This window comes from Pseudomonas sp. LBUM1643 (assembly GCF_059716215.1).
Window position 1 is genome coordinate 4308447 of the sequence record NZ_CP166813.1, and the last position, 21322, is coordinate 4329768.

16 protein-coding genes are annotated in these 21322 nt (G+C 59.8%); 5 read left to right on the forward strand and 11 right to left on the reverse strand.

Annotated elements, in window-relative coordinates; translation table 11 throughout:
- Nucleotides 1-11: 11 nt before the first annotated feature.
- Entirely contained in the window at nt 12-1709 is a 1698-nt protein-coding gene (locus ACA063_RS19390; RefSeq protein ID WP_497662986.1) for a glutamine--tRNA ligase/YqeY domain fusion protein, read from the reverse strand.
- A 268-nt stretch (nt 1710-1977) separates the two neighbouring features.
- Here ACA063_RS19390 and ACA063_RS19395 point away from each other — a divergent pair, with 268 nt between their 5' ends.
- Both ACA063_RS19395 and lpxH read left to right on the forward strand, forming a co-directional pair.
- On the forward strand, nt 1978-2481 hold the full coding sequence (locus tag ACA063_RS19395) for a peptidylprolyl isomerase (RefSeq protein WP_162440763.1): 504 nt from the start codon (nt 1978-1980) through the stop codon (nt 2479-2481).
- Nucleotides 2478-3230 carry a UDP-2,3-diacylglucosamine diphosphatase gene (lpxH, locus tag ACA063_RS19400; RefSeq protein ID WP_497662987.1) on the forward strand — a complete coding sequence of 251 codons (753 nt, stop codon included), beginning with the start codon at nt 2478-2480 and terminating at the stop codon, nt 3228-3230. The genes ACA063_RS19395 and lpxH overlap by 4 nt, the downstream gene beginning before the upstream one ends.
- Nucleotides 3231-3354: 124 nt before the next feature.
- Here the strand turns inward: lpxH and ACA063_RS19405 are convergent, their stop codons facing one another.
- From ACA063_RS19405 to ACA063_RS19435, 7 genes are all read right to left on the reverse strand, one after another.
- Nucleotides 3355-4884: a DHA2 family efflux MFS transporter permease subunit gene (locus tag ACA063_RS19405; RefSeq protein ID WP_497662988.1), complete on the reverse strand. Its 1530-nt coding sequence runs from the start codon at nt 4882-4884 to the stop codon at nt 3355-3357.
- A 276-nt stretch (nt 4885-5160) separates the two neighbouring features.
- Nucleotides 5161-6378 (reverse strand): HlyD family secretion protein, encoded by a 1218-nt coding sequence (locus tag ACA063_RS19410; protein ID WP_497662989.1) that lies wholly within the window; start codon nt 6376-6378, stop codon nt 5161-5163.
- 15 nt (nt 6379-6393) lie between these two features.
- Nucleotides 6394-7863, reverse strand: a complete 1470-nt coding sequence (locus ACA063_RS19415; protein ID WP_497662990.1) for an efflux transporter outer membrane subunit — start codon at nt 7861-7863, stop codon at nt 6394-6396.
- On the reverse strand, nt 7860-8333 hold the full coding sequence (locus ACA063_RS19420; RefSeq protein ID WP_497662991.1) for a MarR family winged helix-turn-helix transcriptional regulator: 474 nt from the start codon (nt 8331-8333) through the stop codon (nt 7860-7862). Before ACA063_RS19420 ends, ACA063_RS19415 begins: the two co-directional genes overlap by 4 nt.
- Before the next feature lie 228 nt (nt 8334-8561).
- Nucleotides 8562-12236: a translocation/assembly module TamB domain-containing protein gene (locus ACA063_RS19425; RefSeq protein WP_497662992.1), complete on the reverse strand. Its 3675-nt coding sequence runs from the start codon at nt 12234-12236 to the stop codon at nt 8562-8564.
- On the reverse strand, nt 12233-13960 hold the full coding sequence (locus ACA063_RS19430) for an autotransporter assembly complex protein TamA (protein WP_497662993.1): 1728 nt from the start codon (nt 13958-13960) through the stop codon (nt 12233-12235). The genes ACA063_RS19425 and ACA063_RS19430 overlap by 4 nt, the downstream gene beginning before the upstream one ends.
- A gap of 65 nt (nt 13961-14025) precedes the next feature.
- Nucleotides 14026-14676 carry a GNAT family N-acetyltransferase gene (locus tag ACA063_RS19435; protein WP_045059166.1) on the reverse strand — a complete coding sequence of 217 codons (651 nt, stop codon included), beginning with the start codon at nt 14674-14676 and terminating at the stop codon, nt 14026-14028.
- A 237-nt stretch (nt 14677-14913) separates the two neighbouring features.
- Here ACA063_RS19435 and xthA point away from each other — a divergent pair, with 237 nt between their 5' ends.
- Both xthA and ACA063_RS19445 read left to right on the forward strand, forming a co-directional pair.
- Nucleotides 14914-15726 carry an exodeoxyribonuclease III gene (xthA, locus tag ACA063_RS19440; RefSeq protein ID WP_194692371.1) on the forward strand — a complete coding sequence of 271 codons (813 nt, stop codon included), beginning with the start codon at nt 14914-14916 and terminating at the stop codon, nt 15724-15726.
- Nucleotides 15727-15920: 194 nt separating this feature from the next.
- The gene (locus ACA063_RS19445) at nt 15921-17261 is read left to right on the forward strand and encodes a substrate-binding domain-containing protein (protein ID WP_497662994.1); all 1341 of its coding nucleotides are present in this window, start codon (nt 15921-15923) and stop codon (nt 17259-17261) included.
- Between the two features lie 188 nt (nt 17262-17449).
- Here the strand turns inward: ACA063_RS19445 and ACA063_RS19450 are convergent, their stop codons facing one another.
- Together ACA063_RS19450 and ACA063_RS19455 are read right to left on the reverse strand one after the other, a co-directional pair.
- Complete coding sequence (locus tag ACA063_RS19450; protein WP_497662995.1) at nt 17450-17968, reverse strand: ankyrin repeat domain-containing protein; 519 nt, start codon at nt 17966-17968, stop codon at nt 17450-17452.
- 98 nt (nt 17969-18066) lie between these two features.
- Complete coding sequence (locus ACA063_RS19455; protein WP_497662996.1) at nt 18067-19905, reverse strand: long-chain-acyl-CoA synthetase; 1839 nt, start codon at nt 19903-19905, stop codon at nt 18067-18069.
- A 343-nt stretch (nt 19906-20248) separates the two neighbouring features.
- Here ACA063_RS19455 and ACA063_RS19460 point away from each other — a divergent pair, with 343 nt between their 5' ends.
- Nucleotides 20249-20527, forward strand: coding sequence for a DUF3509 domain-containing protein (locus tag ACA063_RS19460; RefSeq protein ID WP_045059161.1), 279 nt, complete (start codon nt 20249-20251; stop codon nt 20525-20527).
- A 174-nt stretch (nt 20528-20701) separates the two neighbouring features.
- Here ACA063_RS19460 and ACA063_RS19465 read toward each other — a convergent pair whose 3' ends face one another.
- Nucleotides 20702-21247, reverse strand: a complete 546-nt coding sequence (locus ACA063_RS19465) for a 1,2-dihydroxy-3-keto-5-methylthiopentene dioxygenase (RefSeq protein ID WP_497662997.1) — start codon at nt 21245-21247, stop codon at nt 20702-20704.
- Nucleotides 21248-21322 lie beyond the last annotated feature (75 nt).

Genomic DNA, 21322 nt, shown 5'->3' on the forward strand with positions numbered 1-21322 from the left:
GTTTCCTAGAATCACTGGCCCCACGAATCACGCAAGGTCACGGTACGGTTGAATACCGGATGACCTGGTTTCGAGTCCTTGATATCCGCGCAGAAGTAACCTTCGCGCTCGAACTGGAAACGGTCTTCCGGCTGTGCATTGCCCAGCGAGGGTTCAGCACGACAACCGGTGAGCACTTGCAGCGATTCAGGGTTGATGTTGTCCAGGAAACTGGCGCTGTCTTCAGCCTTTTCAGGGTTCGGCGAGCGGAACAGGCGATCGTACAGACGCACTTCGCACTCGACGCTGGCAGCGGCCGGGACCCAGTGCACCACGCCTTTGACCTTGCGGCCTTCAGGGTTCTTGCCCAGTGTTTCCGGATCGTAGGAGCAACGCAGCTCGACGATGTTGCCATCGGCGTCCTTGATCGCTTCGTCGGCGCGAATCACGTAGCTGCCGCGCAGGCGCACTTCGCCGTTCGGTTCCAGGCGCTTGTAGCCTTTTGGCGGCTCTTCCATGAAATCTTCACGGTCGATGTAGATTTCACGGGCGAATGGCAGAACACGCACGCCCATGTCTTCTTTCGGGTGGCATGCCAGTTCGAGGTTCTCGACCTGACCTTCCGGGTAGTTGGTGATCACGACTTTCAGCGGACGCAGCACGCACATTGCACGCGGGGCGCTGTGATCGAGGTCGTCACGGATGCTGAATTCCAGCATGCCGAAGTCGACCACGCCGTCGGAGCGGTTGGTGCCGACCATGTCGCAGAAGTTGCGGATCGATTTCGGCGTGTAGCCACGACGGCGGAAGCCGGACAGCGTGGACATGCGCGGATCGTCCCAACCGTGAACGTGCTTCTCATCGACCAGCTGCTTGAGCTTGCGCTTGCTGGTAATGGTGTAGTTCAGGTTCAGGCGGCTGAATTCGTACTGACGCGGTTGTGCCGGCACTGGCAGGTGCTCGAGGAACCACTCGTACAGCGGACGATGGCTTTCGAATTCCAGGGTGCAGATCGAGTGTGTGATGCCTTCGATGGCGTCCGACTGACCGTGGGTGAAGTCGTAGTTCGGGTAGATGCACCACGCGTCACCGGTCTGGTGGTGATGGGCGTGACGGATGCGGTACATGATCGGGTCGCGCAGGTTCATGTTCGGCGAAGCCATGTCGATCTTCGCCCGCAGCACGCGTGCGCCGTCCTGGAATTCGCCGGCCTTCATGCGGGCGAACCAGTCCAGGTTCTCTTCGACGCTGCGATCACGGAACGGGCTGTTCTTCCCCGGCTCGGTCAGGGTGCCGCGGTATTCCTTGGCCTGTTCCGGGCTCAGGTCGTCGACGTAAGCCTTGCCGGCCTTGATCAGTTCAACGGCCCAGCTGTACAGCTGGTCGAAATATTGCGACGCGTAGCGCACTTCACCGGACCATTCGAAGCCCAGCCATTTGATGTCGCTTTCGATCGCGTCGATGTATTCCTGGTCTTCCTTGGCCGGGTTGGTGTCGTCGAAACGCAGGTGCGTGACGCCGCCAAACTCCTGGGCCAATCCGAAGTTCACGCAAATCGACTTGGCGTGACCGATGTGCAGGTAACCGTTGGGCTCAGGCGGGAAACGAGTAACGATCTGCGTGTGCTTACCCGAGTCCAGGTCCGCCTGGATAATCGGGCGCAGGAAATTGACCGGCACGGCAGGGCCAGTCTTGGAATTCGAAACAGGTTCGACAGTGGGCTTGCTCATAGGATCCTTGAACGTACAGGTGCGCGGCCGCAGACGGGGCCTGACAAAACAAAGCCGCTATCATAGCCGAAGCCGTCAAGCCGCTGACAGGAGCAGGCCCGAAAACGGCTGCATTTAATCGGATGCAAATGAAAAACAGCCTCGAAATTCACGCCTGTCGCGCTAAACTGCGCTACTTGGTCATTGCTGGCCAAACCGGTTGGGGGCTTCGAGGCCCCAAAAACCACGAATTCCCAGAAAACGCATTTTCAAAAAAGAGTCTCCGATCATGACCCAAGTCAAACTGACCACCAACCATGGCGACATCGTCCTGGAACTGAACGCTGAAAAGGCACCGCTGACCGTTGCCAACTTCATCGAATACGTCAAGGCCGGCCACTACGAGAACACCGTGTTCCACCGCGTCATCGGTAACTTCATGATCCAGGGCGGCGGTTTCGAGCCAGGCATGAAAGAAAAGAAAGACAAGCGCCCAAGCATCCAGAACGAAGCTGACAACGGTCTGCCGAACGTGAAGTACAGCGTTGCCATGGCCCGCACCATGGAGCCGCATTCGGCTTCCGCGCAGTTCTTCATCAACGTGGCTGACAACAGCTTCCTGAACCACAGCGCCAAGACCACTCAGGGCTGGGGCTACGCCGTTTTCGCCAAAGTGGTTGCCGGCGAAGAAGTGGTCGACAAGATCAAAGGTGTTTCCACCACCATGAAATCCGGCCACCAGGACGTACCTGCAGACGACGTGATCATCGAGAAAGCCGAGATCATTGAGTGATACTGCTGATTTCAGACTTACATCTGGAAGAGGAGCGCCCGGACATCACCCGGGCGTTTCTGGATTTGCTCGCCGGACGCGCCCGCTCGGCGAGTGCGTTGTACATTCTGGGCGACTTTTTCGAAGCGTGGATTGGCGACGATGCCATGACCCCGTTCCAGCGCTCCATCTGCCAGGCCCTGCGCGATCTCAGCGACAGCGGCACGGCCATTTTTCTGATGCACGGTAACCGCGACTTCTTGCTGGGCCAGGCCTTTTGCAAACAGGCCGGCTGCACGTTGTTGAAAGACCCGAGCGTCGTGCAGTTCTACGGCGAACCGGTGCTATTGATGCACGGCGACAGCCTCTGCACCCGCGACGTCGGCTATATGAAGCTGCGTCGCTACCTGCGCAACCCCGTCACCCTGTTTATCCTGCGGCACTTGCCCCTGAGCACTCGCCATAAGCTGGCGCGCAAGCTGCGCAGTGAAAGCCGCGCGCAGACGCGCATGAAGGCCAATGACATCGTTGATGTCACGCCTGAAGAAGTACCGCGGGTGATGCAGGCATTTGGGGTGAAGACGCTGATTCACGGACATACCCATCGTCCTGCGATTCACAAGCTGCAGATTGGCGAGCAAGCGGCCAGGCGCATTGTGCTGGGGGATTGGGACCGTCAGGGCTGGGCGTTGCAGGTGGATGAGAACGGCATGGCGCTGGCGCCGTTCGACTTTGCCCCACCCCCACAATTGGCAGCACCAACTCACTAACTGTCGAACGAAGAACCTGTGGGAGTGAGCCTGCTCGCGATAGCGGATTCATATTCAACACTTTTGTTGACTGATCCACCGTCATCGCGAGCAGGCTCACTCCTACAGGGGGTTTGTGTTTGGGTTAGTGACCAGAGGCAGCCGGGCCCGCCTTCGCCGCGAAGGGTGGTTTCGCCAGCCACACGAGCAGGATCAATCCCATGAACCCCCACCCCAGCAACGTGAAGTAATCCACGGTCGAGAGCATGTACGCCTGACTGGTCAGCACATGATCGAGTTGCGCATACGCCGGATTACCTGCCCCGCCCAGGGAGTTCAACGCATCCCGGGTCGCCGGCTCATAGGTGGAGATGCTTTCGCTCAGGTACGCATGATGCTGGTCGGCCCGGCGAATCCAGATCCAGGTGGTCAGCGACGCCGCAAAACTACCGCCCAGAGTCCGCAGGAATGTCGCCAAACCGGCGCCATCGGCGATCTGGCTCGGTGGCAGGTCCGACATCAAAATGCTCAAGGTCGGCATGAAGAACAGCGCCACCCCAATCCCCATGAACAGTTGCACCAGCGCGATGTGCTGAAAGTCCACTTCGTTGGTGAACCCGGCACGCATGAAGCAACTCAGGCCGATCGCCAGGAACGCCAGCCCCGCCAACAGCCGCAGGTCGAATTTGTGCGCATATTTGCCGACAAACGGCGACATCAGCACCGGCAGAATGCCGATTGGCGCTACCGCCAGACCGGCCCAGGTGGCGGTGTAACCCATCTGGGTCTGCAGCCATTGCGGCAGGATCAGGTTGATTCCGAAGAACCCGGCGTACCCCAGCACCAGCACAATGGTGCCGATACGAAAATTGCGATGGGCGAACAGCCGCAGGTTGACCACCGGGTGCTTGTCAGTCATTTCCCAGATGATGAACACCGCCAGCGCAATCACCGAGATTGCGGCGCCGATGATGATGAAGTTCGATTCGAACCAATCCAGGTCATTGCCCTTGTCGAGGATCACCTGCAAGGCGCCCACACCAATGATCAGAGTGATCAGACCGACGTAGTCCATCGGTTGGCGACTGGTTTCCACCGGGCGCGCCTTGAGCTGCTGGCGCACGACCATCACCGCGAAAATCCCGATCGGCACGTTGATAAAGAAGATCCACGGCCAGCTATAGCTGTCGGTAATCCAGCCGCCGAGGATCGGACCGGCAATCGGCGCCACCACCGTGACCATCGCCAGCAACGCCAGGGCCATGCCTCGCCTCGCGGGGGGATAGACCGCAATCAATAGCGTCTGCGTCATGGGATACAGCGGTCCGGCGACCAGGCCCTGAATGACACGGAACAGAATCAGCTCCGGCATCGAGGTGGAGATGCCGCACAGGAACGAGGCGATGACAAACAGAATGGTCGCCCAGAGAAACAGCTTCACTTCGCCGAAACGCCGACTGAGCCAGCCGGTCAACGGCAGCGCGATGGCGTTGCTCACCGCGAAGGAGGTGATAACCCAGGTGCCCTGCTCCGAACTCACGCCCAGGTTGCCGGAAATCGTCGGCAACGCCACGTTGGCGATGGTCGTATCGAGCACCTGCATGAAGGTCGCCAGCGACAGCCCGATGGTGCTGAGCAGCAGGCTGGGTGGCGTGAAAGACGCTTTATTGCTCATCGCAGATCCTTTGAAACATGGCGGGCGCTGCGCCTGTTACAGACGCATCTGACCTTGTGGAAGCCGGCTTTGGTGGTGAGAGGATTTACTGTGGTGAGGGTTTACTGTGGTGAGGGGATTATTGTGGTGAGGGGATTTATCCCCGTTGGGTCGCGAAGCGACCCCAAAAGCTTTGCGACTGCTTCGCAGCCGAACGGGGATAAATCCCCTCACCACAAAAGCTCTCTCACCACAGAGGATCCCTCGCCACAAAAGCTCGCTCCTGCACGGTCGGTGTCAGCGCTGCGCGGTTTTGCTGACCGCAGCGCTGTTGTCGTGGATCAATTGAGCGATCATCGCGTCGGCTTCGGCCAATTGACGGTCGTAGACGTTGGTGCTGAACGAGGCCTTTTGCGGCGGCTGTTGCGCCAATACCGGACCGCTCTGGTCATGCAGGTTCACATCGACCTGAGTCGACAGCCCCACACGCAACGGGTGCTTGGCCAGTTCTTCGGCATTGATGTGAATGCGTACTGGCACGCGCTGGACAATCTTGATCCAGTTACCGGTGGCGTTCTGTGCCGGCAACAGGGCAAACGCGCTGCCGGTACCGGCGCCGAGGCTGTCGATAGTGCCGCTGTATTTCACGTCGCTGCCGTACAGGTCGGCTTCGATGTCCACCGGCTGGCCGATGCGCATGTCACGCAGCTGGGTTTCCTTGAAGTTGGCGTCAATCCACAGTTGATCCAATGGGATGACGGCCATCAGCGCCGTGCCCGGCTGCACCCGTTGACCCAATTGCACGGTGCGTTTGGCCACGTAACCGGTGACCGGCGCGATCAAGGTGCTGCGCGCATTGGTCAGGTAGGCCTGACGCAGTTGGGCGGCGGCGGACATCACGTCCGGGTGCGACGACACCACGGTGTCATCCACCAGCGCGCTGGTGGTCTTGAGTTGCTGCCTGGCGTTGGCCAGGGCGTTTTGCGCCGAGGTCAGGTCGTCGCGAGCATGGGACAGTTCCTCCTGGGAAATCGCCCCGCCAGCCGCCAGATTCTTCCGGCGATTGAAGTTGTCCTGCGCTTTTTGCACTTCGGCCTGTTGCGCGTTGACCTGGGCTTTCATGCCGTCGACGTTGCTGTACAGACCGCGCACCTGGCGCACGGTACGCGCCAGATTGGCCTGGGCACTTTGCAGGCCGACTTCGGCATCGTTCGGGTCGAAGTTGATGAGCACCTGGCCTTCATGCACCAGGTCACCATCGTCCGCGCCGATGCTGACCACGGTGCCCGTGACCAGCGGGGTGATCTCCACCACGTTGCCGTTCACATAGGCGTCGTCGGTGCTTTCGTTCCAGCGTCCGTAGAATTCGTGATACCCCCACACGCCAAGTCCGGCGAGGATCACCACGACCGCCAGCACCACCAACATGATCTTGCGTTTGCGTGGATTGCTGGTGTCCTGAGCGTTGTCGGGCGCTTTATCAGTGGGAGCAGAGGTGTTTTGGGCAGTGGCCATGACAAATACCTTGAATTAGTTGTTCTGCGTGGCGGGGGCCGGATTGGCTGCGGTCAGGGTTTCACCCTGGAAGCCGCCGCCCAGCGCCTGCATCAGTTGGATCGACAGGTCGATTTGCTCGGCATTCAGGTTGGCCAGCTGACGCTGGGCCTGGAGCAGTTGCTGCTCGATGCTGAGCACGTCCAGGTAGTTGCCGATGCCGGAACCGTACCGCTGGACCACGGTGTTGTAAGAGTCCTGGGCAATGTCGGTGGCGTGTTGCTGCGCCCCGATCTGCCGCCCGATGTCGTGCAGCTGGTTGATGGTGTCGCTGACATCACCGAGTGCTTTCACCAGGCTTTTGTTGTACTGCGCCACGGCGAGGTCATAGTCGGCATCGCGGGAATCGAGGTCGGCTCGCAAGCGCCCGCCGTCGAAAATCGGCACCGAAATCGTTGGCCCGACATTGAAGAAACGACTGGCCGAACCGAACATCGCATCGCCCAGCAATGACTCGACACCCGCCGCAGCGCTCAGGTTGAGGTTGGGGTAGAACCGGGTCTTGCCGGCGTCGATGTTCTTGCTTGCCGCTTCGACGCGCCAGCGCGCCGCGACCAGGTCCGGACGGCGGCCGAGCAATTCAGCGGGCAGTACCGACGGTAATGCCACGGCGCTGGTATGGAGGATTTTCGGTCGGGCGATTTCATTGCCGCGATCCGGCCCTTTGCCGAGCAAGACCGCCAAGGCGATTTTTGCACTTTTCAGGCGTTTCTCGGCGTCGATCAGGCTAGCCTGAGAACTGGCTTCCAGGCTTTCGGTTTGCTGGAACTGGTACTGGCTGTCGATGCCCGAGCTCAGACGACGCTGACTCAGGTCGAGCATTTGCCGGGTGCGTTTGAGGTCTTCGTTGGCCAGGTCATAAACGATGTGCGCCTGACCCAGGTCGCTGTAGGCGCGGGCGACGTCGGCGGACAAGGTCAACTGCGCGGCCTGCTGATCGACCTCGGCGGCACGGGCTTCGCCGAGCGCGGCTTCCCAGGCGTCGCGCTGACCACCCCAGAGGTCGAAGTTGTAGTTGAAGCTGGCGCCGAGACTGCGCAGGGTCGAGTACGTGCCGCCCTGCCCGCTCGGGTCCTGATCCCGGGCCAGACGCGAACGGCTGACGCCGGCACTGGCATCCAGGGTCGGCATGCGCTCGGCATCGGCGGCATAAGCGGCGGCGCTGGCCTGGTGGGCGCGGGCGTCGGCGATCTGCATGTCGGGGCTGTCCTGCAGCGCTTCACGGATCAGGCCGTCCAGCTGCGGATCACCCAGGCTTTTCCACCAGTCGTTTTTCGGCCAGGCCGCCGGTGTCAGGGTGACGCCGCTCAGGGATTGGCCAGCCTTGAGGGTTTTCGCATCGAGGCTTTTGCCCTCGGTCGTCAAGCCGCTGTAGCTGGCGCAACCGGCCAGGGTCATGGCGGCGAGCACCAGGCCCAGGCCGGTACGCAAGGTTTTGCTGCTCATTTGTCACCTACCCGCAGCAAGGTGATCGAGTCACCCGCTGCCACCAAGATTTTCTTCAGGATCTGCTCAAGGGTTGCCAATTCTTGCGGAGTGATAGCGCCGGCCAGCTCATTCATGGCGTCAGCGCCGATGTCCGGGAGACGGTCGGCGAGTCGCTGGCCCTCATCGGTCAGCACCAGTTGCACCTGGCGGCGGTCCGCCTCGGAGCGCTGGCGGGCGAGGAAACCTTTCTGCTCCAGGCGATCGAGCATCCGCGTCATCGAACCGCTGTCCAGGGACAGGTGTCGGCACAGTTCGGCCGGGGTGTCGACGCCGAACTGGGCCATGATGATCAGCACTTTGAACTGTGCGGCAGTGATGCCGTGGGGTTCCATGTGGGTGTCGATGATCCGGTCTTTTAGCAGCGCGGCGCGCCCGAGCAGGAGCCCGAGGTGGCAATTCTTGAAGTCATCCGGAGCAAAATGTTTCATCTGAACACCAATTAGCTGCCTAGGCAGAGAATGTATGTCGAGATGTTACTGCCTAGGCAGCGAATGTCAACGTAATAGTTAGGATGCTTTGTATTTGCTGGATGAGTGGTGCACTGAAAAAGCAAAAAGATCGCAGCCTCGCTTCGCTCGACAGCTCCTACAGGTGTGGTCCAAACCCTGTAGGAGCTGTCGAGCGCAGCGAGGCTGCGATCTTTTGATCTTCCGTTCCTAAAAATCGCGCTTGTAGAAGATATCCAGCGAACTGGCGACGCCGCCCGCGGCTTCCAGGTACACCTTCTTGCTCAGCTTGTAGCGCAGCGCAATGGTGTTGGCCGGCTCGAACACCCCCACCCCATAACGCAAGCTGAGTTTTTCCGAGATGTTGCCGCTGGCCACCACGGCGGTGTCGTTGCCGCTGCCCTCGGTGTCGAGCTGGAAATCATCGATACCCAGATGATTGGCCAACCCGCTGGTCACGCCCGAGCTGCCCATCAGCCCCAAGCCGAGGGCGGCCTGGGCGAGCATGTTGTTGTCTTCGCCGTTGGTGCTCAAGGGGCGACCCAGCACCAGATAGGACAACGCCTGTTCCTGGCTCATGGCCGGTTCGGAGAAGATTTGCGTGGTCGGCTGCTCCGCGCTGCCGCTCAGGCGAATCCCGGCGATGATGTCGTCGGTCTGGCGAATCGCTTCAATGTCCAGGTACGGTTGATCGATAGGACCGGCAAACAGCAAGCGCGCCCGGCGCACCGTCAAACGCTGACCGTAGGCACGGTAACGGCCGTCGTTGAGCCAGAGTTCGCCACGGGTGTCCATGTTGTCGCTGATGTGCACATGGCCTTGCAGGTTGGCGGTCAGGCCAAATCCGGCAAAGCTCAGTTTGTCCTCACCCACGACCACGTCGATGTCCATTTTCATGGCGATCGGCGGTTTCCCTTCTTCGGTTTGCTGCCCGACGATGACCGTATCGCTGGAGACCTTGACCGTCGATGGCGGCAGTTCGCGCACGGTGATGTCGCCTTTGGGCACCAGTACCTTGCCGGCAATCGCCAGTTCATCGTCCTTCATCGATATCTTCAGGTCCGGCGCCACCTCCAGCTTGGCGTAGGGTTCGACGGTCACCGGCAGTTGAGAGCCCTTTAGTGCCAGGTCCACCACTAGCGCCTGGCCCCACGCGATGTTGCCGTTCAGACTGCCCTGCCCGGCCTTGCCGCTTTTCCAGCCACCGTTCACTTGCACCTTTTCGCCAGCAATGACGGCTTGCAGCTGCAACGCCTGAATCTCCATCGGCAGTTCCGGCCCGGACACTTCGCCATTGCTCAGCAGCAGATTGCCGTTGACCAGAGGCGCCATCAGCGTACCTGCGATGGTTCCGCTGCCATTCAGACGCCCCGTGAGTTTCTCGACCATGGGTAAAAACGGTCGAGCCACGGAAAGGTCCAGGCCATTAAGGCGGAACGTGCCGGTGATGGGCTTGTTCGCCGGCAGCGGATTGATCTGCGCCTGAACCCTCAACTCACCCAGTTTTTCACCGACAAAATTGAGGTCGGTATCGATGCGTTTTGGCGTGAGTTTGCTGGTAAGCAGCAGGGTCTGGTAAGGGAAGTCCAGCCACTGGTCCTTCTCCCGCACACGCAGCGTGCCGCCGCTGGCATCAAGGGTGATCTGACCGTTCGGGCCGCTCGCCGGCAGGTCCAGTTGCAGGTCGGCGTTGAGCCGGCCTTTCCACGCAAAATCTTTCGGCAACCATTGCGCCAGGCTGTCGATCGGGAATTGCTTGAGGTGGTATCGCAGCTTCGGTTCAGGCATCAAGCGCTGGTCTTCGCCGCACAAGCTGGCCTGGCCTGACATCCAGCAATGGGCGCCGAAATTGATTTTGCCGTCGGCCAATCGCTCAAGCTTCGCCGGACCTTGCAGCTTCCAGTCCTGTCCGCCGGACTGAATGTCACCGCTGGCCAGGCGTCCACGCCAGTTGCCTTTGTCCAGCGCCCCGTCGAGGCCGAGCGCGAGTTTGAGCTGCGGGCCTTGCAGATCGAGGCTGAGTTTCTGGCTCTTGATGTCGCCCTGGCCGCTGGCAGTCAACGTGCCCAACGAGGTATCGCCGGCTTGAATGCCACTGCCCTTCAGGTCGATTTTCGCCCGTTGTGCGCTGTCCAGCGTTGCGTCCAGGTTGAGGCTTTGCAGGCGATTGTCCTCGAACGCCAGTCGAATACCTTGCAATCCGAGTTTGCCCTGGGGCGCCTTGAGCGTGCCGGCAACGTCGACACGGCCATTGAGCTGGCCACGCAGTTGCGGCCACAGCTGGGCAAGACGCGGCATCTTGATATCGATCTGGCCGGCGAGTTTCTGATGCAGGCTGCCCTTGCCGTTGATGCTGTTGTCACCCAGGCGCACTTGCAGCGCGTTGAGGTTCCATTGCTCGCCGCCGCCATCGGCCTTCGCCTGGATCACCGCCGGTTGCCCACGCAGCTTGCCCTTGAGGTCGAGATCCGCGTTCAGGCTGAGTTTTTCATTTTTCATTTCACCGGTGCTGCGCAACGGGCCGGCCAGGGTGCCTGGCAACTCCGCGACCCAATACGCCGGGTTGATCGCCGACAGGTCCAGCGCCGTGTCCCAGGCAATGCCATCGGCGAATTGCAGGTTCAGGTGGCCTTCGGCTTTGCCCTGCCCGGCTTCGAGTTGAATTTGTTGCAGGTAGATTTTCGTCAGGTCGCCTGCGAACGGACTGCTCAGGCTGAATGCGCCTGCCGGACCATCCAGTGCGGCCTTGAAATGGCCCAGGTATTTGCCGTCGGTATAGGACACTTCGCCATTGAAGCTGCGCAACGCCACTTGCGGCTCATCGATCAGTGGATAGAGGCGATGCCAGGGGAAATCCACCCAGTCTACGGTCGCTTCGGCGCTCAGGCCTTTGCTCCAGTCGAGGTTGCCGGTGAGCTTGAGGCTTTGCTTGTCATTGGCGGTCAGATCCAGGCCAGCGATCTGCGCGCCCTTGCCGTCGACCTTGCCCTGGAGCAACAACGCGACCGGGCCTTTTTCGGCCGGCAGGTTGGCTTTACCGAGCAGTTGGTAACCGCTTTTCAGGTCGCCGGTGCCTGTGAGCTCCAATTGATTGAGTTGCAGGGTATCCGGCAGATCGGCGCTGGGTTTGAACCCGTCCGCGGTGATCCGCACCTTCGCGGGCAGGTTTTCCACCAAAGGTTGCAACTCACCGGTCAACTGCCCGTTGAGGTAACCGCTGCTGTCGGCCTTGAGGTTCAGGGTCTTCAGCAAATCGCCGTCGACGTTCAGGGCCAGCGCCCAAGGCCCGGTGCCGGGTGCCGGCAGGGTCAGTGTGCCTTCGGCCTTGAGCGGCCAGTTGCCCGAAGGTTGCACCAGGCCGGACAGGTTCAGGCTGAGCTCATCGCGCTGCAACTTCACCGTATCGATCTGCAGCCCTTGCGCGGTCCAGTGCGCCGCCAGTTGCAAGCCCTTGAGCTCTTCGCTGCCGTTGAACAGCAGGCTGGCGACCTTCACGTCACCCAGTTCGATGGCCAACGGCAGGCTCAAGTCCGGAAGACTGATCGGCCCGCTGCTGGCTTCATCGGTGCCGGGTGGAAATTGCAGGCTGACCTGATCGGCTTGTAGCTGGTCAATGCATAGGGTTCGGCGCGCCAGACATGAGGGCGACCAGGCGAAAATCGCTTTGGTCAACTCGACCCGGCTGGTGTCCTGCTGCCAAACGAGATGGTCGGCGCTCCACTGTCCGCCCAGGCGACCCTGGAAATTGTCCACGGTCAGGCCCGGGACAAAACCCAGCGCCCAACGACTGCCCGCCGCCGTCCCGAGCACGGTGGTCAGCGCCAGAATCACCAGCATCAGCAAGGTCAGAATGGCGAGCAGCGTTATTTTCAAACCACGATTCAAAGCTCAGGCCCCATGGAAAAGTGCAGTCGGATGCCGCCGGGGTCGTCCAGCGCATGGGCCAGGTCGAGGCGGATCGGCCCTACGGGCGAGACCCAGCGCACGCCAATACCGACGCCGGTCTTGAGGTTCGGCAGTTCGAGCGTATTGAAGGAGTTGCCCTGGTCGACGAAGGTCGCGACCCGCCATTTTTCGGCGACGGAATATTGGTACTCAGCGCTGGCAGTGACCATGTAACGGCCGCCTATGCGATCGCCTTCGGAGTTTTCCGGGGACAGGCTCTGATAGTCGTAACCGCGCACGCTCTGATCGCCACCGGCGAAAAAGCGCAGTGACGGCGGGATCGATTTATAGCCATTGGTGGCGCTGCCGCCGACCTGCACCCGGCCGAGGAACCGGTGTTTGTCGAGCACGGTGGTCAGGCCTTTGACCAGTGCGGTGCCATACAGCAGGTTGTTGTCGGAACCCAACCCCTCCTTGGCCACTTTGCTCTCGAACTGCAGGCGATAGCCATTGTGCGGATCGATGCGGTTGTCGCTTTTCAGGTACGAATAACTGATGCCGGGCATGAGCAAGGTGCTGAGTCCCGAGTCATCGCCCAAGCGATATTCCTCGCGTTGCCACTTGAGCGACACCACTCGCTGCCAACCGCTGGGCAACTTGCTGTGCCACTCAGGACCGATTGTCAGCAGTTTGCTGAGGGAGTCCTTGTCGGCAATTTCTTCGCTTTGATAGCCACCGGCGAAGCGCAGTTTGTCGGTGAGCGGAGGGTCCAGGGGAATGTCGTAGAAGATCCCGACGTTCTGCCGGGGCGCCGAGATTTCGGTCTCCCAGCCATAGCTATGCCCTTGGGGATTGACCCAGTGGCGTGTCCAGTTGGCCTTGACCCGTGGGCCGACGTCGGTGGAGTAGCCGAGGCCCAGGCCCATGGTCCGCGGCTTGCGGGTGTCGAGTTTGACGTCCACCGGGATCACATTGTTCTTGGATGCGGTGGGTGCCGCATCGACCCGGACGCTTTCGAAATAGCCGCTCGACTGCATCGCCTGGTTGAGTTCGGCGATCAGCTCGGAGTCGTAAGGCGCGCCTTCCTTGAACGGCACCATGCGCTTGAGCAGGTCTTCATCGAACGGCGTGTCGCCCTCGAAACTGACCTTGCCCAGGGAATAACGCGGGCCGCTCTCATAGACCAGATCGATGTCCGCGACACCGGCTCGCGGGTCGACCGATAACGTCTGGTGCGAGAAGTGACCACTGAAAAAACCGTAGCGCGAGGCTTGGTTCTGGATCAGTCGTTTGGCGTCTTCGTAGTGCCCATGATTGAGCACCGCACCGGTTTTCAGCGCAGCACTCTTGGGCACCCGAAAGGATTTGAGCGAAGCGGCAGGCCCTTCGACACGCACCGTGACGTTGCGCAGATGGATAGGCTCGCCCGGGTCGATCGTGAGAATCAGGCGTGGCGACTTGCCGCCCTGCACGTCCGATTCGATCTGGGGCTGGTAATAACCCAAGGCCTGGGCAGCCTTGCGCGCCTGTTCCTCGGCACCGCGACTGAAGCGCAGCAAGGCTTCCTCGTCGCGATCGCCGAGACTGCCGATATAGCCCTCTATATTGGCCTTCAGTTCATCGTTGGACGGTTTGATCCGCACATCCAATTCACTTTGCGCCAGCGCCGCGCAGCTGGTTAACAGCATCAGCACGCCGCTGGTAATTCTTCCTGGAAACTTCATAGGCGCGGATGCTATCACGAGCTTGGGAGCGTGATAGAGCCTTGGGTGCGCCGAAAGTTCGACCTTTATGCGGTGGCGGTTTGCAGCACCTGTGGATTGGCGTGAAAAAATACGTGTTCGCGTACAGGCCCTATGGCCACTTCGCCGATCTCCTCATAGCCCTGGCGCTTGTAGAACTCAAGGTAACGAGGATTGCCGGTGTCGAGGACCACGCCCTGGGAATGCTCATCGACCGCGCACCAGTTGTGCACCGCTTGCAGCAGCTGTTCGCCGAAGTGCTTGCCTTGAAACTGCGGATGAATGCCCAGCAACGGCAGCAGGTGAACCGAGTCGGACGGCACGCAGGCCATGACCGCATCGTGGTATTCCAGATAACGACGGGTGCAGCGGAATCCGGTGCTGAGCACCATGCGCAGACGCCAGGCCCAGCTCTCCGTGATGCCCAGGCGACGTTGCGGCGGCGCGATCAGGGCAATGCCGATCAACCGGTCGTTGACCAGCAGGCCGATGGCCGGCAGGTCCTGAAGGAAATGCTGCTTGACCAGCTCACGCACGGTGGCGCGCACGCGCTGCTCATAGCCGGGACGCTCCGCTTCGAACAGATAGCTGAACGTTGGCTCATGTCGATAGGCCTGGTACAGCAACGAACGGGCTTCACGGGAATAGCCACTGTCGAGCATGTGGATATCGGCAATGGCGGTCGAGGTTTCGGGCATAACGGTCAATCTCCCCAGGGCGCCGCTCAAAATGGTGGCGCTCTTGTTATTACGAGCCTACATGGGTTGGCACAGTTCCTTGCTGACTGAAATCAGTGTCGACACGGGGCTGACATCGCTAGCAGTTATAGTCCAGGTTCTTGCGCAGGTACTCAGAACCTGCGGACGCCCGGAACAAGCTTTGCTCCTACAGGAGGAAGTCGGCTAGCATCGCCCTTTTTGCCAGGACTGCCGACCATGAAGATCGTCTCCTTCAACATCAACGGGCTGCGTGCTCGCCCGCATCAGCTGGCGGCGCTGATAGAAAAGCATCAGCCCGACGTGATCGGACTGCAGGAAACCAAGGTGCACGACGACCAGTTCCCGCTGGCCGAGGTTCAAGCGCTGGGCTATCACGTGTATTTCCACGGTCAAAAAGGTCATTACGGCGTTGCCCTGCTCTCGCGCAAGGAACCCCTTGAGCTGCATAAAGGTTTCACGACCGATGACGAAGACGCTCAGCGTCGCTTCATCTGGGGCAAGTTCGCCGACGAGAATGGCGTACCGGTGACCATCATGAACGGTTACTTCCCACAGGGCGAAAGCCGCGATCACCCGACCAAATTCCCGGCCAAGGAACGCTTCTACAGCGACTTGCAGCAATTGCTGGAAAGCCAGTTCAGCAACGATCAGCCGGTCGTGGTGATGGGCGACGTCAATATTTCTCCGGAAGATTGCGACATCGGCATCGGCCCGGACAACATGAAGCGCTGGCTGAAAACCGGCAAATGCAGCTTCCTGCCCGAAGAGCGCGAGTGGATGGCGCGCCTGAAGAACTGGGGTCTGGTGGACAGCTTCCGGCACCTGAATCCGGACGTGGCCGACCGTTTCAGCTGGTTCGACTACCGCAGTCGCGGGTTTGAAGACGAGCCCAAGCGCGGGCTGCGAATCGACTTGATCATGGCGTCCCATGGTTTGCTGCCACGGGTCAAGGATGCGGGCGTGGACTACGAACTGCGCGGGATGGAGAAACCCTCGGACCATGCGCCGATCTGGCTTGAATTGAGCTGATTGCTGTTTTGTGGTGAGGGGATTTATCCCCGTTCGGCTGCGAAGCAGTCGTAAAGCTTTTAGGCAGCTTCGCAGCCCTACGGGGATAAATCCCCTCACCACAAAAGCTCGCCCACAAAAGGATTGTTGTCATCTTTGTGAAACCCTACTGACTTAATCTCCCGGCACCTCCTTTTGCTTATTAGGGTGCCGGCATGATGCTGCGCGTTTTGTACCTGTGGATACTGGGCATCCTGGCGCCTGCGTCAGTATTCGCCGCAGCGTTGCCGATACCTGAAAACGGCCCGGCTTTGCGCATCCAGGGTTCCAACACCATTGGCGCTGCGCTGGGCCCGGCGCTGGTCGAAGGGCTCATGCGCGAACAGGGCCTGATCAAGGTTCACCGCGAAATGCCTGGCACCACCAATGAACTGCGCATCGCGGGCGAAACGGCCCAGGGTCGCCGGGTTGTGGTGGACATCGCCGCCCACGGCTCCAGCACCGGTTTCACCGCCTTGCAAGCGGGGACCGCTGACCTCGCCGCGTCCTCCCGTCCGATCAAGGACAGCGAGCTGGTCAACCTCCGCTCCCTGGGCGATTTGAAAAGCCCCGTCGCCGAGCAGGTCATTGCCATCGATGGCCTGGCGATCATCCTTCATCCGCACAACCCCCTGACCCAACTCAATACCGATCAACTGGCGCGGATCTTCAGCGGTGAAGCGAAAAGCTGGGAAGACGTCGGCGGTGTCGGCGGGACCATTCATCTCTATGCGCGGGATGATCAGTCGGGCACTTACGACACGTTCAAGGAACTGGTCCTCAGTGGTCGTGGGAAAGCCCTGAGCGCCACCGCAAAACGCTTTGAATCCAGCGAGCAATTGTCCGACGCCGTCAGCCAGGATCCGCAAGCCATCGGTTTCATCGGCCTGCCCTACGTCCGTGCAGCCAAAGCCGTGGCCATTGCCGACGGCCCATCCCAGGCCATGTTGCCGCTTAACAGCCTGATCGCCACGGAAGACTATCCGCTGTCTCGTCGATTGTTCTTTTACCTGCCACCCAACAATAAAAATCCCTGGGCCGATGCACTGGTGGCCTACGCCCAAAGCAGTCAGGGTCAGGGGATTGTCGCTGCCAACGGTTTCATCGCCCAGACCGTACAGGCGATGGCCGTCACGCCCAACGCGCTGATGCCCGAGGGTTACCAGGCGCTGAGCCGGCATGCCCAGCGCCTGACGGTGAACTTCCGTTTTGAAGAAGGCAGCGCAACACTGGACAACAAGGCCCGGCAGGACCTCTCACGGGTGCTCGACTATATAAAGCAACGGGACAAAACCAATCGGCAGGTCACGCTGGTGGGGTTTGGCGATGCCAAGACTGATCCGGCACGTGCCGATCTGTTGTCGAAACTGCGGGCCATGGCGGTACGGCGGGAGTTGGTGAAGCGTGGCGTGGTGTTTCGCGAGATTCGCGGTTTTGGCGCCGAAATGCCGGTGGCGGCGAACAGCGCGGATGAGGGACGGATCAAGAATCGGCGGGTTGAAGTTTGGGTGTATTGAGGGTTTGGAGAGCAGAGCCTCAATATCCGGCAGCCCCCCCCCTGTGGCGAGCGAGCTTGCTCGCGCTTGAGTGCGCAGCACTCACAGAAATCGGTGTATTTATCAAGTTTCCGGGGCCAGTACGCAGCCCAGTGCGAGCAAGCTCCCTCGCTCGCCACAAAGTCCGGGGGCGGTCACGCAATGCGTAATCAGCCCGGCAGCTTCTCAAGCTGTGCGGTCGTGTCGACCGCGCCCATGGTCCTGGCAGCGTCCAGCGCAGAAACGCCATTGGCATCCTTGGCTTTCGGATCGGCCCCTTTGCTGATCAGGTAGTCGACGATTTCCACGCGATTGAACATCGCAGCCATCATCAGTGCCGTACGACCGTCGAAGGACGACCCTTCGACCTGTGCACCACTTTCGACCAACGCCTTGACCACTGGCAGGTCGCCCTTGAACGCAGCGCCGGCTATCGGGCTCTGGCCGTTGTCGTTGCGGATTTCCGGGTCAGCCTTGTGCTCGAGCAGGACTTTTACCGTCTCCAGATGACCGTGGTACGCCGCCAGCATCAGCAGGGTATCGCCCTTGTGATTGCGCAGGTTCGGTGGCAGGCCTTTGGACAGCAGTGCCGCCATCATGGCCGCATCACCCTCACGTGCCTTGTTGAAAACCTGCTCGGCAAATTCAGCGGCTTCTTCGGGGGTCATCTGGCGGCTTTGGTCTGTCATGGGAAACTCCACTTCGGTGTCATCGCAAAAGGGCGACAGTTTCCGGAGCAGCCTGGAAACTGTCACTTCTTTTTTCTCATCAAGGGTCATAGCCACATTCAATAACGGTATTTGCCATCATGAATCTCGGCCAGCAACTCTTCAGTCACTTGCACGTAGGTGTGAGTTCCCGGCAACCAGGCATAAATGGGATCGTCGCCGGTTTTTCCAGGATCAAACCCTTCGTCCTTGAGTCGGGTCTTCTGATATTTGAAGGTGCCGGTGGTCTCCATTTTCACTTTCACCCGCAAGAACAACGGCACCGCGTACGCCGGCATTTGCTCGCGGGCAAACGTCAGCAGTTCGCTGAAATCCAGGGTGGCCAACGATTCGGCCGGGGTAATCGCCGCCATGCCCGCGCGACCGTTGGTGTTGCGCACTTCCACCCCGTAGGCCACGGCTTCAGAAATATTCGGGTGCTGGAGCAGAATGTTTTCGACTTCAGTGGTCGAGACGTTTTCGCCCTTCCAGCGGTACGTGTCGCCCAACCGATCAACAAACTGCGCGTGGCCGAAACCGATGTTGCGCAGCAGGTCACCGGTGTTGAAGTAACGGTCACCCTTTTCGAACACGTCGTGCAGCACGACTTTCTCGGTTTTCTGCGGATCGGTGTAGCCGTCCAGTGGCGCTTTTTCATCAATCTTCGCCAGCAGCAACCCCTGCTCGCCTTTGCCAACTTTGCGCATGAACCCCTTGGCATCGCGAATCGGCAAGCCGCTGTCATGGTCGTATGCCGCCAACTCCCATGACATCAGGGAAAAACCGACGGTGTTGTCGAAGTTGAGAATATTGGTGAAGCCGATGTTGCCGTCGCTGGCGGCGTACAGCTCGCAGATGTGATCCACCGCAAAGCGGGTTTTGAACTGGGCCCACGCGCCAGGCCGAAGGCCGTTGCCGATCATCTTCGTGACCCGGTGCTGGTTGTCCTCGACACTCGGCGGTTGATCCACGAGGTAGCGGCACAGCTCGCCGACGTAACCGAGCGTGGTTGCGCGGTACTTGCGCACATCGTTCCAGAACTGACTGGCGCTGAACTTGCGGCGGATAGCAAACCCCGAGGCGCCGCTGATAGCCGAGCCCCAGCACACGCACAACCCCGTGGCGTGATACAGCGGCAAGGTGCAATAGACGACGTCATCCGGCCCCATATTCAGGGCGATCATGCCGAAACTGGCCGAACTACGCATCCACCGCCCGTGCTTGAACACCCCGGCCTTGGGCAATCCCGTGGTGCCGGAGGTGTAGATGTAGAAACACGGGTCGTCGAAGAAAATCTGCTGACTGCTGGCGGGATTGTCATCCGGGCTGTCGGCTGTGGCGGTCATCAAGTTGATGAAACCCTCGGGGGCATCGCCGGGATGGCCGATAGCGGCTCGATCGGCAACGAACCAGGTGCGGTTCGTCTCAATCGCTACCCGTGCGTGAACGGCGGCGTACGCCGGAACCAACTCTTCCCCGACAATGATTGCCGCCGGCGAAACCAGGTTCAGGCTGTGGGCCAGGGTGTCGCGGGTTTGCGAGGTGTTGAGCAATGCACTGATGGCACCGGTCTTGGCCACCGCCAGGATAGTGACTAGCAGTTCCGGGCGGTTCTCGATGAACACCGCCACCACGTCGCCCTTGCGGATGCCTTGTGCCGTCAGGTGATGGGCGATGCGATTGGCCCACTGGTTGACTTGCGCGTAGCTCAAAACCACCTCGTCCTGCAGCAGTGCCGGGCCATCGGGGTTACGCAGGGTTGCCTGTTCAAAACTCCAGCCCAGACCGCACGATTGGGTCGGGTCCGTGACGTTGGCAGCTTTCATGCCCTTGACCACGCGAGGAATGGCTTTGGCGATGGAGGGCAGCTTGCGGAGCATCATGCCCCAGGTAATCGTGTCGTTCTGCGTGCGGCTCATAGTTGCTCCCGTTCGATCTTTTTATTGTCGGGTGGCGATGTCTGAGGCCGAAAGTACGTCAGCGGTTCCTGAGCTGTACACGCGGTTTTTGAAATGTTTTGTATCCGCGAAAACCCTGAGTGAAATCGAGAGCGCGGGTTTCTCGAATGGTTCCGTAAAAACCTCATCAACCACGCAAAATGCAGGATGCACGATGGCCATTCATGCACATTGCACGAAAGCAAAAAATGCTCAAAAATCCAAATTGTTGATTTATAAGGATTTTTTTATTTTCAAATGCTGGCACAAAGGGTGCAACTACCTCTCCATGCTTGCCAATCAAGTGCTAACGGAGCTGATAGACATGAGCCTGATCCAAGAAAAATTTACCTCCCTGTTCTCCAACTTCGAAGTCAACACCCAGCCTCGTCCTGACGGTGGCATCCTGCTGACGCTGCGCAGTCAGGAAGGCAAAGTCTTCAAGCGTTCGATTTCCTACCAGCAGTTGCACGCTGGCGACCAGTTGTCGTGGGTGATCAGTGCAATTCGCCGCGACCTGGCTGAACAAGCCAGCGAACTGCCACAGATTTCCATGCTGCAAAGCCAGCAACGGTTCGCTCTGCCGACTTATCATTCGGCGTAAATCGTTGCAGGGCTACAAACAAACAGGCCGTGAGCGCTTTCGCTTCACGGCCTGAATTGTTTCTGGAGTGCTTCCTCGATCGCCCTGTGCAAGCCTAGCTTGTGTGGGAGCCGAGCTAGATAGGGATAGCGGTCTATCAGTCCATACTAATGTGTCTGACAGGCCCGCCTCGGCTCAGTCATCAAGGCCCGGGAATCGGCTGGCGATGTCTTCGCCAGTGAACTTGACGGGCGAGCCCTCAGAACGACTGATCATCCGGATCGTAATGAAATGCGGATGCTCGCCCATGTCGAACCAGTGCCGGATGCCGGCGGGCACTGTGATCAGATCATTCTTTTCACATAGCACTGCATAGACGTAATCGTCGATGTGCAAGTTGAACAAACCACGTCCCGCGACAAACAACCGGACTTCCTCCTCGCCGTTACAGTGCTCGTCGAGCAGCTCTGCGCGCAGCTCGGCTTTTTGCGGGTGGTCGCTGCTCAGGCTGATCACATCGACGGTGACGTACCCGCGTTCGGTCATCAACTGGTCGATTTGCTCCTGATAGGCGCCGATCAGTTCTTCCTGGCTGGCACCGGGCTGGATTTTTGCCGCTGCGTGCCAGCGGTCGAAGCGCACGCCCTGTTCGGCCAGGGTCGAGGTAATGTCTTCTAAATGGGTCAGCACCTTGTTGGGAATGTCAGGGCTTGAGACGTGGTAGACGGACAGGCTGCTCATCAGGCAACTCCTTAACGGTTCATTCTTTACAGGTTCGAGCGCGAGCGCATTGTTATCTCGCATTCGAACAAACAT